This is a genomic window from Desulfovibrio ferrophilus, assembly GCF_003966735.1.
GTDB classification, from domain to species: Bacteria; Desulfobacterota; Desulfovibrionia; order Desulfovibrionales; family Desulfovibrionaceae; genus Desulfovibrio_Q; species Desulfovibrio_Q ferrophilus.
In genome coordinates this window covers 908,944-921,061 of record NZ_AP017378.1, presented here as the reverse complement: position 1 = coordinate 921,061, position 12,118 = coordinate 908,944, and the positions used below count along the sequence as shown (strand labels likewise).

Sequence of the window (12,118 nt, the reverse complement as noted above, 5' to 3'; positions counted from 1 at the left end):
TCTAGGGATCGAGTCTTATGATACGTGACTATGGAGGGAGCAATGCAATTTAAGGGAGCGTTCACGGCGTTAATTACGCCGTTCAAGAACGGAGCCGTCGATGAGGAGGCCTATCGCGGGCTCATCGAATGGCAAATCGAACAAGGAATCAATGGGCTTGTGCCCTGCGGCACCACAGGTGAATCCGCAACACTCAGCCACGCCGAACACGGCGAGGTCATCCGCATCTGCGTGGACCAGTCCAAAGGCCGTGTGCCCGTGCTGGCCGGAGCAGGATCAAACAATACCCGCGAAGCCATCGAGCTGACCCGCTACGCCAAAGAAGCCGGTGCCGATGGCGCATTGCTCATCACTCCCTACTACAATAAACCGACTCCCGCCGGTCTTGTCGCCCATTTCAAAGCCATCGCAAACGAAGTACCCATGCCGTTTGTGGTCTACAACGTCCCTGGCCGCACCGCATTGAACGTGCTTCCGGCAACCTTGAAAGCCATCAAAGAGGCCGTGCCCAAGGTCGTGGGCATCAAGGAAGCCACCGCCAATCTGCAACAGGTGTCCGACATGGTCGAGATCATGGGACCGGATTTCTGCATGTTGTCAGGCGATGACTTCACTGTCCTGCCTCTGCTCTCCGTGGGTGGCTGTGGTGTCATTTCCGTTGTTTCCAACATCGTGCCGGACAAAATGTCCGGGATGGTCAAAGCCTTCAACGAGGGTGACATGGAAACTGCTCGCAAGCTGCATTTCGAAATGCAGCCTCTGAATCGCGCCATGTTCCTGGAGACCAACCCCATCCCGGTCAAGACGAGTCTTACCATGATGGGCAAGATCGGCCTGGAACTGCGCCTGCCTCTGGTGGAAATGCTGCCCGAGAATCTGGAGCAGCTCAAAATCGCACTCAAAGAGAATGGCTTGATCTAAACAGGCCACTCACCTGAAAAAGACAAAAGCCCGGTGGAACCCTTTCGCCGGGCTTTTGTCATGGCTTGGGACTCCCGCCTAGTCCGGGACAGCCGGTCATTCTGGCGTGTTTGGCCGTTCCCGGATAAAAACGACAGACTTCCGGCTTTACATCCTGAATGGAACATACAAAGGCCGTATCCCCAGGAACACGCCTGAGCCAGGGACAAGTCTCAGTATAATATGGCGTGTCGGGATAACGCCAAACCCGGTACTCAACCTGCCCATCTATTCCAACATCCTGCCCCACCCAAGCCATGATATCGTCACGCCCGCTTCTGATCCACATTTCGACATCAGACTCAGTACAGTCCAGATGTATATCCAACTTCAAACAACACTGACCGCAGCGAGTGCAGGCAAAAGACTCCATTCCGGTCTCAACCCAGAGCCCAGAGTGTCCTTTGCTGTCAGAACCCATTTGGACCGGTGTACTGAAAACAAGCATGCACAAGGGGATCAACTCTTCCAATGACAGATTCTGAGATTTGAGGCTCTCAATCCGGCGCTCAAGGGGTATTGTTTCCCCCCTCTGCCCCCGGCATCCCATCTCGCCCAATAACGCCAGCAATGGCCCTTCCAGTTCCCTTTGCGATCCATAGGACATCAAATCGATTCGCACCGCCTCCAAAGCTTCCGAAGAAGTCAAAAAAATATGATCCTTCATTGGTGTCCTCCTCACGGCAGGATGCCTTTGATGGAAATATGACACATCTCGGCTGTATATCAAACATCCTCATCAAACCGACGCCCCCTGTAGCGTATACATTCAGCAAAGGCGTCCCTGGCAATAAGCAATGAATGACGAATTACACCCGATGAAAATTACAATTATTAATACAAATCACTCTATAGCCAGGCTGTAAAACTCCGATAACGAGAATCAGAAGACACATTTATTATGCAGGAGGCCGCAATGTCAGATATTTACTCGGATATTGCTTCGCAACTGGGGATGTTCACCCAACCGACTGATGCGCTTCGCGAGCAGGGCGTTAGCCCGCCATCCAAGGAACAGCTGGACAAGATCAAAACCGCCATGGAAGAGCAGGGGCTCAATCCCGAAGACCATGTCGATTTTTCTCCAGAGGCCATGGCTAAGGCCATGGAATTCGTCCAGAAAAGTGAAGACTCTCCTCAAAGTGATTTGAAACAGCAACCTGAAGGTGACCAGAAACAGGGAGCCAAAGCCCAGGCAGGCGGTACAGGTATCGCAGGCGGCGTAGGTGCAACCGACAGCAGCGAAGAGTCCGACGATATCGAAGAGTTAGAAGAGGAAATCGAAGAGCTTGAGCAGGAAATTCGAGAACTTCAAGGCAAGACCGACGAACAGAGCAAGACAAAGCTGGAGCAGAAGCAGCAGGAGCTTTCCGCCAAGCAAGTGGAACTTGCCCAACTGCAAAGCAATGAGGCTTAACTCAACTCACAGCCTGACTCTCATTCTGTTCATCCCGCAGCGCTCCTCCTCGCGCAAAACATAATAAAGCCCGACACGGAGAACCGTGCCGGGCTTATTCAGTGGCCCGAAGGCCTTGCGATCAAATCAGCTTATTTAAAAGCCTTGCCCTGGAAGTCAGGCACGATCTGCTTTTTGCGGGACATGCAGCCCTGCATCCAGAAGCTCTTGTCTGCGGCGTCGATGCCGAAGGCCTTCTTGAAGACGGCCTTGTCATCGGTCACGTACAGAATCTCGGAGCCTTCCTTCATGATGTCGGTCAGCATCAGGATCACGGTGTGGTGGCCCTTCTCTTCCTTGACCTTGGCGATGTCAGCGTACAGGTCGTCAACCAGGGGCAGGAGCATGGCACCATCAACGACTTCCAGCTGGCCGATGCCAACGCCGTTGCCGTCCATGTCGAAGTCCTTGTAGTCACGGAAGACCAGCTCGCGGATGGGGGTTCCGTCCACGGCGCTCTTGACCTTGAACATCTCCAGGCCGATCTCCATGGGATCAGCAACGCCGGCGATCTTGGCCAGAGCTTCAACAGCCTTCTTGTCAGCGTCGGTGCAAGTCACGGACTTGAACATGACGGTGTCGGACAGGATGGCACACATCATAGCGCCGGCGATACCCTTGGGGATCTCGACGTTGTAGAAATCGTACATGTTCTTCAGCACGGTGCCGGTACAACCAACAGGCCAGACCCACATTTCCAGGGGCTGGGAAGTGGCCAGGTCACCAAGCTTGTGGTGATCCACAACAGCCACGACTTCGGCTTCGCCGATGTCGGAAGGCAGCTGGGACAGCTCAGTGGTATCTACAACGGCGACCTGCTGGCCGGCCACGGAGGTCACGACCTCAGGAGTGGCAAGACCAAACTTCTCGAGCACGTAAGCGGACTCGGGAGTCACTGCGCCCTGGGCAACGGCCTTGGCGTCTTTGCCAAGTTTGCTGGCCAGATCGGCGTAGGCAATAGCGGAAACAATGGTGTCGGTATCCGGGTTCATGTGACCGAAAACGAGCATTGGAGATCCTCCTCTAAGTATTGACTGAATTCCTTAAACGTCTCTCTTGCGCACAAAGCTTGTGCCAAATAGCACAAAGCTTAGCGCCTGCCAAGAGGGGATCAGGAATGAAATACGATTTTTGATTGGAAGGGGGAATCTCAACCCATAAATAGGCTAAGCATTGCGACGCCGCAGGCGCCCAGAACAAGAATGACATAGGCCCCTGGCACCCGAAGCGCCAGCATGCCTCCAAGTGTGGCTCCAATCCAGAGATACCCCCAGGAGAACATTTCAGAGGGAGGACGTAACAAGCCGTGAGCAAGCAGCCACGAGGTCAACGCCACAAGTGAAGTCATCGTCAGCAGGAAAAACAGAAAATATGCGGTGAGAGTCTGGGTGATAGCGCGCCGGATGAGCCGCCCAGGAGCATAATCCCCCTGCCGTTCAGAACGGAGCCAACTCTGGAGTATGTTGTAGCCACGGTCCTGTCTGCGGCGATGCGCCTGTTCCAAGCGCGAACTAATCCAAGCCAAGGGGAACGCCAAAAGAATGGGAAAGACGACTTGCGCAGGATTACTGAAACCAAACACCGTTGTCAGACACAAGGCAGCCAGATTCGCTGCAGCGGCATTGGGGGGGATGAACGTCCCCGCTGGAATCAAATCCAGCCAGAACAGTTCGAAAACCAAAGCAACGGACACTCCAAGGGTGACGTTGCCCGTCAGCAGGCCCCAGACAAGGCCCTGTACCAGTGGGCGCTCAACAATGCCAAGGTTCAAGGAAAAACGAAGAAAGGCGAATAAAGTATACAGGCTGGTGGCCGTCAGAATCCAGATAATGGCCGCGGTGGACACCTCTACCATGATCGACTGACCTGGATTGGTTGGTTAGGCACGCAGCGGAAATCAAGATCAACGTCGTTGTCATCGAAATATTGCAGGCAGGAGCGATCATGACCATCCAGGGCCACATGCGCGCAGACTTGCTCCTTGCCTGGGCCATAATGCATATTCCCGAGGTTCAAGGATTTGAAAGCCAATCCCTTCTGATGGGCCCGCCTTGCATCGACACAGGAGGAAAACAGCACCAGTACATCGGGTTCTTCCACGGCATAAGCACGTGACATATATTCATGCGTATCCTCGACACACACAAATATCTTGTCGATATGACTGGGAATAGCCAGGCCCATGATCTCCTGGCGCAGAGGATCGCCGCACACCTCATCGTTGGCCACAATGATCGTGCGGGATTTCGTATACGGCAGCCAGGTTTCGATGATCTGCCCGTGGATGAGTCGATTGTCCACTCGAACCCAGAACACGGCCCTACCCTCCGGCGACTTTCTTTCGCAACACCTCACCGGCCACAACGATGCCCTGCATGCCAGCGCTCTTGGCTTCATCCGCCAGCTTGGCCAGAGGCATGGAACGCATCCCCAGAACCTTGAGCAGCATGGGCAGGTTGACCCCGGTGATCACCTCGAGCTTATAGGCACCGAGCAGTGAGAGACTCAGGTTGGTAGGAGTTCCGCCGAACATGTCGGTCAGAATCATCACTCCCCCGCCCTTGTCCACGGACTCCACAGCCTGACGCAACGATTCAACGATGTCGTCCATGCCGTGGGAAATGTCCACGCTCACAGAGACACAATCGTTCTGTTCTCCCAGGATCATCTCGGCCGCGGCAATCAGCCGTGTGCCGTAATCCGTGTGCGTGGCAACAACCACGCCCACATTCTTGATCTTCTTGGTTTCTTTGCTCATGTATTATGTTCGTCCGGGGGACAGCGACGCCCATCACCTCAGCAAGATGCCGTCCCTATTCTAGGTCGAGGTGGCGATGTTCAAGAAAGACTGCATAATCCGACTTGCGCAAGGAGTCAAAGACGGCCTCGGCAGTAGCCACTGATCGATGACGTCCGCCGGTACAGCCAAAAGCCAGTGTCAGGCGGTAACGCCCCTCGCGGGCATAGCATGGCAGGATATAGTTCAAATATTCCATCTGGTGTCGTAAAAACTCGCTGCCCTCGTCCGAACCAAGAACAAAATCCGCAATAGGCTTGTCCTTGCCCGACATGGGACGAAGCTTCTCGTCAAAATACGGATTCGGCAGGAAACGCAGGTCAAACACCATGTCTGCATCTGTGGGAACCTGGTGCTTGAAGCCAAAGGACAACACGTAAATCCTGAGCCCCCACTGTCTCTCTTTCAGGAAATTCCACTTCTCCTGCAAGAAGCGTCTGAGATCGTGGATCGAGTAGTCCGTCGTATCAACGACCAATTCGGATCGTTCGCGGACCGGGAACAACCTCCTACGCTCCTCTTCCATGGCACGCTCAAGGCCAAGTTCTCCTTCCAGGGGGTGAGGGCGGCGGGTAGCGGCATAACGCCGCATCAGGACAGGGGCGCTGCATTCGACGTAAACAAGACGGGGTCTGGCTCCGATGGCTTCCAACTCGCCCAGGGCCAGCGGCCACTGCTTGGCAAAATCGTCGCCGCTGGCGTCCAACCCCAGGGTCAGCCCGCGATGACGAAAATCCTTCTGCGTGCGAAACAGGCGAACCATCTCCGGCATCACCAGAGGCGGTAACCCATCCATGGTCAGAAATCCGAGGTCCTCAAAGACTTTGAGCGCTGTCGACTTCCCGGCACCCGAGAGCCCGGTGAGAATAATAACCGGAAACTCACCACCATCGGCTCTGACCGGCTTCATCGAGCTCAGGCCCCCTTGAGCAACCGCCACAGGTCATCGCCCGTATCGGCCTCGACAAATGATTTCCTAAAGGAATCTTCCTTGAGCAGGCGTGAGATATGGGCCAGGACACGCAGATGCATGCCTGCCACCTGTTCTGGAGCCAAAACCAGGAAAAAAATATGACAAGGCTTTTGGTCCAGGGCTTCGTATTCGACGCCCCCCGCGCTGCGGCCAACAACCACGACAATATTTTCCAGGTTATCCAACTTGCCGTGAGGAATGGCAATACCATCCCCAATACCAGTTGTGCCCAGAGTCTCGCGTTCGGTCAGGACCTCAATTGCCGTGTCCCGATCCAGTTCCGGCAGTTTATCCACTGCCGCCGCCACAAGCTCGGCCAGGACCTGTTTCTTGGTCCCGGCCTTGAGCTTGGGCAGAATTAAATCCCTATCCAGCAAATCTCCGAGCTTCATTTACTTACATCCCAGGGTCAATCAGTCCATAATCTCCGTTCTTACGGAGGTAGATCACATTGATTCGTTCGGATTCTGCATTATGAAAGACCAGGAACTCATAGCCCAGGGAATCCAGCTGCAGGGCGGCTTCTTCCACGGCCATGGGCTTGGGTTCATAGGAGTCACTTTCCTCAATGGTAGGAACGCGCTCTCCGGCGGCAGAATCAGCAAAGCTGATAACGTCCATGCGGACTGAGCCTCTCGCCTGACGACGATCCTTGGCCTTTTCGCGAGTCTTGCGGACCTGAGCATCAAGCTTATCCAGAACCAGGTCAACGGTGGAGTACATGTCTTCAGATTCTTCAACCGCCGAGATGTGCAATTCATCACCGGTGAATACGACGTCCGCCTTATGCCGGAACTTGTCGACCGAAAGATTGACCTGAAGCAGGGCATTCTCGGTCCTGTCGTACTTGAACAGCTTTTCAAATCGGGTGGAGGCGTAATTCCTCAGATGGTCGGACGGTTCAAAGTTCTTGAAGTTGTACTTGATTTGCATAGGCGTCCTCCTAACTTAAGCTGTGGAACCGGGAATCCCAGTCACTTCCAGTGTAGGATGAATCCAACGCAAAATAAAGGGCTTTGCACCATTGTGCCCGCTAAAAAATCTGCTTGCGCTTGGACGAGGAAAGAATGCCCAACGCACTCCGATACTTGGCAACCGTACGGCGGGCAATGTTGACCTGAAGTTCGCCTTTGAGCATTTCGGCGATTTTCTCGTCTGACAAGGGCTTGCGGGGATTTTCGCTTCCGATATAGCCCTTGATCATGGCCTTGACGGATTCGCTACCCACCTGAGAGCCATCATCCAACCCCAAAGCACTATTGAAGAAAAATTTAAGCTCGTGCACACCGTGAGGAGTAGAGACGTACTTGCTGGTGGTGATGCGACTGATGGTGGATTCATGCATCTCTATATCGTCCGCAACATCCTTCAGGATCAGCGGCTTCAGTTTCTTCACCCCGTGGCGGAAAAACTCTTCCTGAAACCTGACGATACTCTCCATGACCTTGTAGAGCGTCCGCTGGCGCTGATACAGGCTCTTCATCAGCCAGACTGCAGAACGCATCCTGTCCTGCATGTATTCTTTATCTTTGGAGTTTGTGGTCTTGACGGAATCCACATAATAGGGGCTGACCTGCAATCGGGGGAGTCCTTCTTCATTCAGGACGATAACGAATTCACCATCGTATTCGTAGACGAACACGTCCGGGCTCACATACTGCGGCTCGCTCCCGGCAAAAGACGATCCGGGCATGGGGTCCAAGGTCTGAATAACATCCAGATATTCCTTGAGTTCTTCCATTGAAATCTTGAATTTGCGGGCAATAGGCTTGTAGCGGCGCTTCTCCAGATCCTCAAGATGCTCGGAAACCAGCGAGACAAGAATGGGGTCATCCATATTATAGGCATCCAGCTGCACCAGTAGGCATTCACGCGGATCGCGTGCGGCAACACCCAAGGGGTCAAAACGCTGCATGCGCAGAATAACGGACTCCACCTCGGCAGAGGTCGCCTGCACAGACACAGGCATATGCTCCAACTGATCTGCAATTTCTTCGGCAGTGGCTCTCAGATACCCAAGCCCATCGAGATTACCGATAATCTGCTCACCAATTTGAACATCCAGCTCAGAGGCACCGGAAAGCCTGAGCTGCCAATCAAGGTGACTCTCAAGGGAAGGCTTGGCAGACAGACGGGCCTCAAAGGACATGCCCTCTTCCGGTGTCTCGTACTCACGTCCCACCGCCTGCTTGGCCGTGGATGAAAACTCGCCCAGATAGCTTTCCCACTCAGCCGTCTTGGCCAGGTCCTGTTCAACGGATTCGTCGTTGTAAGTCTCTTCCTTGGTCGGTGCGGCCTGCTCCTCTGCAGGGCGTTCCACAGCCTCTTCCTCGGGCTTCTCCTCCAGCAGCGGATTCTCAAGCAACTCCTGCTGGACCATGTCCAACAATTCAAAACGTGACAGTTGCAACAGCTTGATCGCTTGCTGCAGCTGTGGCGTCATGACCAACTGCTGTGAAAGTTTGAGCTGCTGCCTGAGTTCCAATCCCATAATATAATCGCTTGTTGGAGGGTAGAGAGGTCGAGAATCCGGTCAATACCGGTGAGATCTATGGCAATGCACCGTTATCCATAACAAAAAAAGTGGCATTCCTCCTGGCACGCCCATTTAGAGCGCATCAAGACAATGCCACAGACACGATAGCCTTGCAATAGAAATGGCAAGGTTTTTGTATAGGGAGAAAGATCTATTAGGACAGGCTGTTAAAGACAGAAACCTTCGCCAAGATACACTCTTCTGGCCTTTGGATCATCTATAATTTCCTGGGGAGTACCCGACAGAATGATCCGCCCTTCATAGACCAGATAGGCCCGATCACAGATGCGCAAAGTCTCGCGCACATTGTGGTCGGATATCAGAACGCCAATGCCCTTTTCCTTCAGACCACGCACGATCCCCTGGATATCATCCACGGCAATGGGATCAATACCGGCAAAGGGCTCATCCAGCAGCATGAACTTGGGATCAAGGATCAACGCCCGAGCGATCTCCAAGCGACGGCGCTCGCCACCGGAAAGATGCATGGCCTTCTGATCGGCCAATTTGGTGATGCCCAATTCATTCAGCAGATGATCGGCCTTGGCCCTTTGTTCCTTATGAGACAGGCCCGTGTGCTCCAGGATGATCTCCAGGTTCTGACGCACCGAGAGCTTGCGGAAGACTGAGCTTTCCTGAGGCAGATAGGACAGGCCCAGTCGGGCCCGGTCATGCAAAGGCAGAGAGGCCAGCTCGGTTTCATCCAGACGAACGCACCCGCCGTTGGGCTTGATGATGCCCACCAGCATGTAGAAGGTCGTCGTCTTGCCCGCGCCGTTGGGACCAAGCAGCCCCACCACTTCGCCCTGTTTCACTGAAAGTCCGATGTCGTGCACGACCTCGCGCTGGCCGTAACGCTTGCAAAGGTCTTCTGCCAGGAGCACTGCCATTACTGAGTCTCCCCGTTGGAAGCAGGAACTTCAGGCTGTGCGTCATCTGCTGCGGGCTTGGTCTCAGCAGCAGGTTTGCCTGCGTCCTTAGGCGTAAAGAAGATGGCTTCCACCTGGGTGTTGCCAGTCCCTTCGACCTCGCTGCGGTTCTCCTTCAGATAGAGACGAATGATCTTGCCCTGAATGGTGTTCTTGCCATCGACAAGGCGCGGCCACTCTTCCATCACAAGCAGATCCTTCTCCACCATATAGGTGGCCTTGCCGCAGAAGCCTTCCTTGCCCTCGCGCAGCATTCGCACCTTCTTCAAAGCCACGATCTTCTCGATCTCGCCCGGATCACCACCCAAAGGCGCAGCAGCTGCACCAGCCTTCTTCGTGGTCTGCTTGAGATGCACAATCATCTTCTGGGACCAGATCTGCATGTCAGGCCGGGTGACATGCACGTTGCCCGTAAACGTCACCTGGCTTCCACCCGACTCGTAGACCATGCGGTCCGAGGTGATCTTGGTGGGAATCTTGTCGTCCTTGGCAAAGGCAATGGAGGCAAACAGCCCGGTCAGAACCAAGGCCATGAGAATGAAATATGCTACGCGCTTCACTGTTGGCGCTCCTTTGCCGGGACAGCGGTCTGCTCAGACCAGAGCAGACTCGTGACGCCACCATCGGCTTTGATGTCGTTGGTCTTCATATCCATAATCAGGTGCGGGGCAGTCATCATCATCTCACCCTGCTTCATGCGAACATTACCGGTCAAGTCGATGTCTCGCGTCTCACCGCTGTAGAACAGATGATCGGCATACACCGTCGTCGGTCCCGACACAATCACCACGTCCGGCCACAGGCGGGCATCCCCGGAAGACTGTTCGACCTCGCCTTCCGTAGCGGTAACATTGACCTCCGAACCGTCCTGCTCCTGGTAGTAGATGACACGCGGGTTGTCCAACCTGACAAGCTGTTCATCCTTGAGATAATTGGCCTTGTCAGCCACAAGACGCCAGCTGGCCTTGCCTTCGGAGCCCTGTGACAACTCAACCTGTTGCAAGGCCACGTCCACATCAAGTTCCTGAGCCAATTCGGCCACGGCAGCAACATCATTTTTCATACGTTGCCACAGCCAACCGCCAACAAGCGCCAGAACGACCAGCAGCACAGCAATCCAGGGCAAGAAACGTTTCATCGATTGCCCCATTCTTCCCACAAGGCATCCAGGTCACCCCGGGCCTCGAGGATATGACGAATGGCCTCGCGCACGGCACCTTGGCCACCATGGGCCTCGGTGATGAAATCGGCCATTACGAGAATCTCGGACTGGGCATTGGCGACCGCCATGGGCAGCCCCACGGCCCGCATGGGGCCAGCGTCAACCCAATCGTCGCCCAAATAGGCCACTTCGGACAAATCCAGCTTCAAGCGCTCGCAGATGCCCTCAAGCAGGGGAATCTTGGCCAGATGCCCGGCATGGTATTCGGTGATGCCCAACTCGCGCACCCGGGTTTCCACCGCCGGAGAATCCAGACCGGTAATCACGGCCACTTCCAGCCCGGCAGCTTGAGCCAGCTTGATGCCCAGCCCATCCTGGACGTTGAAACGCTTGGATATATTGCCCTGATGGTCGTAGTACAGACCGCCGTCGGTCAGCACTCCGTCGACATCCAGGACCAACAGACGAATTTTCGCCGCCTGCTCCTTGTCCTTAACATTCATATTTCAGGCTCCACAGGGTCATCAAATCCCTGAGCAGGGCTTCGAGGTTTTCAAGCGGCCAGGAGTTGGGACCATCACACAGCGCCTTGTCCGGGTCCGGGTGGGTTTCCAGAAAGACTCCCGAGGCTCCGGCAACAACAGCGGCACGGGCCAGAGTGGGCACGAATTCGCGCTGCCCGCCTGAACAACCGCCCTGCCCGCCCGGCAACTGCACGGAATGCGTGGCGTCAAAGACAACCGGACAACCGTGCGAGGCCATAATGGGCATGGAGCGCATATCCACAACAAGGTTGTTGTAGCCATGGCAGGCACCACGTTCGGTGAGCCAGAGCTTCTCGTTACCGGTGCTTTTGACCTTGCTCACGACGTTGGCCATGTCCCAGGGGGCCAGAAACTGCCCCTTTTTGACATTGAGCACACGCCCTGTGTTTCCGGCTGCCACCAGCAGATCCGTCTGGCGACAGAGAAAGGCCGGAATCTGAATGACGTCCGCCACCTCAGCCACCACGGCAGCCTGTTCAGGCTGGTGGATGTCCGTGACCACGGGCAGGCCGAAGGTCTCCTTGACCTCGGCAAGCATCTCCAGCCCCTTATCCATGCCCGGCCCGCGAAAGCTGGTCACGGACGTACGATTGGCTTTGTCGAAGGAGCCTTTGAAGATCACGGTCAGTTCGAGCTTTTTGGCAACCTCGGCAATATGCCGCGCAGCGGTCATAACCACATCACGGCTTTCCAAAGCGCAAGGCCCTGCGAGAACGAAGGGCCCCTTGCTGGTGGCGGCGAACAGCTGTTCAGACGTCAT

Annotated in this window: 15 protein-coding genes; 2 read left to right on the top strand and 13 right to left on the bottom strand. The window is 55.0% G+C overall.

Annotated elements, in window-relative coordinates; all coding sequences use genetic code 11:
* Positions 1-42: 42 nt before the first annotated feature.
* Entirely contained in the window at positions 43-921 is an 879-nt protein-coding gene (dapA, locus tag EL361_RS04305) for a 4-hydroxy-tetrahydrodipicolinate synthase (protein ID WP_126376962.1), read from the top strand.
* A 955-nt stretch (positions 922-1,876) separates the two neighbouring features.
* The gene (locus EL361_RS04300) at positions 1,877-2,377 is read left to right on the top strand and encodes a hypothetical protein (protein ID WP_126376960.1); all 501 of its coding nucleotides are present in this window, start codon (positions 1,877-1,879) and stop codon (positions 2,375-2,377) included.
* Positions 2,378-2,508: 131 nt separating this feature from the next.
* Here EL361_RS04300 and EL361_RS04295 read toward each other — a convergent pair whose 3' ends face one another.
* The 13 genes from EL361_RS04295 to kdsA all read right to left on the bottom strand — a co-directional run bounded on the left by EL361_RS04295 (position 2,509) and on the right by kdsA (position 12,118).
* Positions 2,509-3,426, bottom strand: coding sequence for a manganese-dependent inorganic pyrophosphatase (locus tag EL361_RS04295; protein ID WP_126376958.1), 918 nt, complete (start codon positions 3,424-3,426; stop codon positions 2,509-2,511).
* A 140-nt stretch (positions 3,427-3,566) separates the two neighbouring features.
* Positions 3,567-4,271: a PTS sugar transporter subunit IIC gene (locus EL361_RS04290; RefSeq protein ID WP_126376956.1), complete on the bottom strand. Its 705-nt coding sequence runs from the start codon at positions 4,269-4,271 to the stop codon at positions 3,567-3,569.
* Positions 4,265-4,732, bottom strand: coding sequence for a PTS sugar transporter subunit IIB (locus EL361_RS04285; RefSeq protein WP_126376954.1), 468 nt, complete (start codon positions 4,730-4,732; stop codon positions 4,265-4,267). The genes EL361_RS04290 and EL361_RS04285 overlap by 7 nt, the downstream gene beginning before the upstream one ends.
* 4 nt (positions 4,733-4,736) lie before the next feature.
* Complete coding sequence (locus tag EL361_RS04280) at positions 4,737-5,174, bottom strand: PTS sugar transporter subunit IIA (protein ID WP_126376952.1); 438 nt, start codon at positions 5,172-5,174, stop codon at positions 4,737-4,739.
* Positions 5,175-5,229: 55 nt separating this feature from the next.
* Positions 5,230-6,132, bottom strand: coding sequence for an RNase adapter RapZ (rapZ, locus tag EL361_RS04275; RefSeq protein ID WP_420810702.1), 903 nt, complete (start codon positions 6,130-6,132; stop codon positions 5,230-5,232).
* The gene (locus EL361_RS04270) at positions 6,129-6,578 is read right to left on the bottom strand and encodes a PTS sugar transporter subunit IIA (RefSeq protein WP_126376948.1); all 450 of its coding nucleotides are present in this window, start codon (positions 6,576-6,578) and stop codon (positions 6,129-6,131) included. Before EL361_RS04270 ends, rapZ begins: the two co-directional genes overlap by 4 nt.
* Before the next feature lie 4 nt (positions 6,579-6,582).
* Positions 6,583-7,119: a ribosome hibernation-promoting factor, HPF/YfiA family gene (gene hpf, locus EL361_RS04265; protein ID WP_126376946.1), complete on the bottom strand. Its 537-nt coding sequence runs from the start codon at positions 7,117-7,119 to the stop codon at positions 6,583-6,585.
* A 100-nt stretch (positions 7,120-7,219) separates the two neighbouring features.
* Entirely contained in the window at positions 7,220-8,677 is a 1,458-nt protein-coding gene (rpoN, locus tag EL361_RS04260) for an RNA polymerase factor sigma-54 (RefSeq protein ID WP_126376944.1), read from the bottom strand.
* 212 nt (positions 8,678-8,889) lie between these two features.
* Complete coding sequence (gene lptB, locus EL361_RS04255; protein ID WP_126376942.1) at positions 8,890-9,612, bottom strand: LPS export ABC transporter ATP-binding protein; 723 nt, start codon at positions 9,610-9,612, stop codon at positions 8,890-8,892.
* Positions 9,612-10,211 (bottom strand): LptA/OstA family protein, encoded by a 600-nt coding sequence (locus EL361_RS04250; protein WP_126376941.1) that lies wholly within the window; start codon positions 10,209-10,211, stop codon positions 9,612-9,614. Before EL361_RS04250 ends, lptB begins: the two co-directional genes overlap by 1 nt.
* Positions 10,208-10,789: an LPS export ABC transporter periplasmic protein LptC gene (gene lptC / locus EL361_RS04245; protein ID WP_172961630.1), complete on the bottom strand. Its 582-nt coding sequence runs from the start codon at positions 10,787-10,789 to the stop codon at positions 10,208-10,210. The genes EL361_RS04250 and lptC overlap by 4 nt, the downstream gene beginning before the upstream one ends.
* Entirely contained in the window at positions 10,786-11,316 is a 531-nt protein-coding gene (locus EL361_RS04240) for a KdsC family phosphatase (RefSeq protein ID WP_126376937.1), read from the bottom strand. Before EL361_RS04240 ends, lptC begins: the two co-directional genes overlap by 4 nt.
* Positions 11,306-12,118: a 3-deoxy-8-phosphooctulonate synthase gene (gene kdsA / locus EL361_RS04235; protein ID WP_126376935.1), complete on the bottom strand. Its 813-nt coding sequence runs from the start codon at positions 12,116-12,118 to the stop codon at positions 11,306-11,308. Before kdsA ends, EL361_RS04240 begins: the two co-directional genes overlap by 11 nt.

Excerpts from the sequence above, each read along its gene's own strand:
- dapA (WP_126376962.1), top strand. The coding sequence starts at position 43 with ATGCAATTTAAGGGAGCGTTCACGGCGTTAATTACGCCGTTCAAGAAC.
- EL361_RS04300 (WP_126376960.1), top strand. The coding sequence starts at position 1,877 with ATGTCAGATATTTACTCGGATATTGCTTCGCAACTGGGGATGTTCACC.
- EL361_RS04295 (WP_126376958.1), bottom strand. The coding sequence starts at position 3,426 with ATGCTCGTTTTCGGTCACATGAACCCGGATACCGACACCATTGTTTCC.
- EL361_RS04290 (WP_126376956.1), bottom strand. The coding sequence starts at position 4,271 with ATGGTAGAGGTGTCCACCGCGGCCATTATCTGGATTCTGACGGCCACC.
- EL361_RS04280 (WP_126376952.1), bottom strand. The coding sequence starts at position 5,174 with ATGAGCAAAGAAACCAAGAAGATCAAGAATGTGGGCGTGGTTGTTGCC.
- EL361_RS04270 (WP_126376948.1), bottom strand. The coding sequence starts at position 6,578 with ATGAAGCTCGGAGATTTGCTGGATAGGGATTTAATTCTGCCCAAGCTC.
- hpf (WP_126376946.1), bottom strand. The coding sequence starts at position 7,119 with ATGCAAATCAAGTACAACTTCAAGAACTTTGAACCGTCCGACCATCTG.
- rpoN (WP_126376944.1), bottom strand. The coding sequence starts at position 8,677 with ATGGGATTGGAACTCAGGCAGCAGCTCAAACTTTCACAGCAGTTGGTC.
- lptB (WP_126376942.1), bottom strand. The coding sequence starts at position 9,612 with ATGGCAGTGCTCCTGGCAGAAGACCTTTGCAAGCGTTACGGCCAGCGC.
- lptC (WP_172961630.1), bottom strand. The coding sequence starts at position 10,789 with ATGAAACGTTTCTTGCCCTGGATTGCTGTGCTGCTGGTCGTTCTGGCG.
- EL361_RS04240 (WP_126376937.1), bottom strand. The coding sequence starts at position 11,316 with ATGAATGTTAAGGACAAGGAGCAGGCGGCGAAAATTCGTCTGTTGGTC.
- kdsA (WP_126376935.1), bottom strand. The coding sequence starts at position 12,118 with ATGACGTCTGAACAGCTGTTCGCCGCCACCAGCAAGGGGCCCTTCGTT.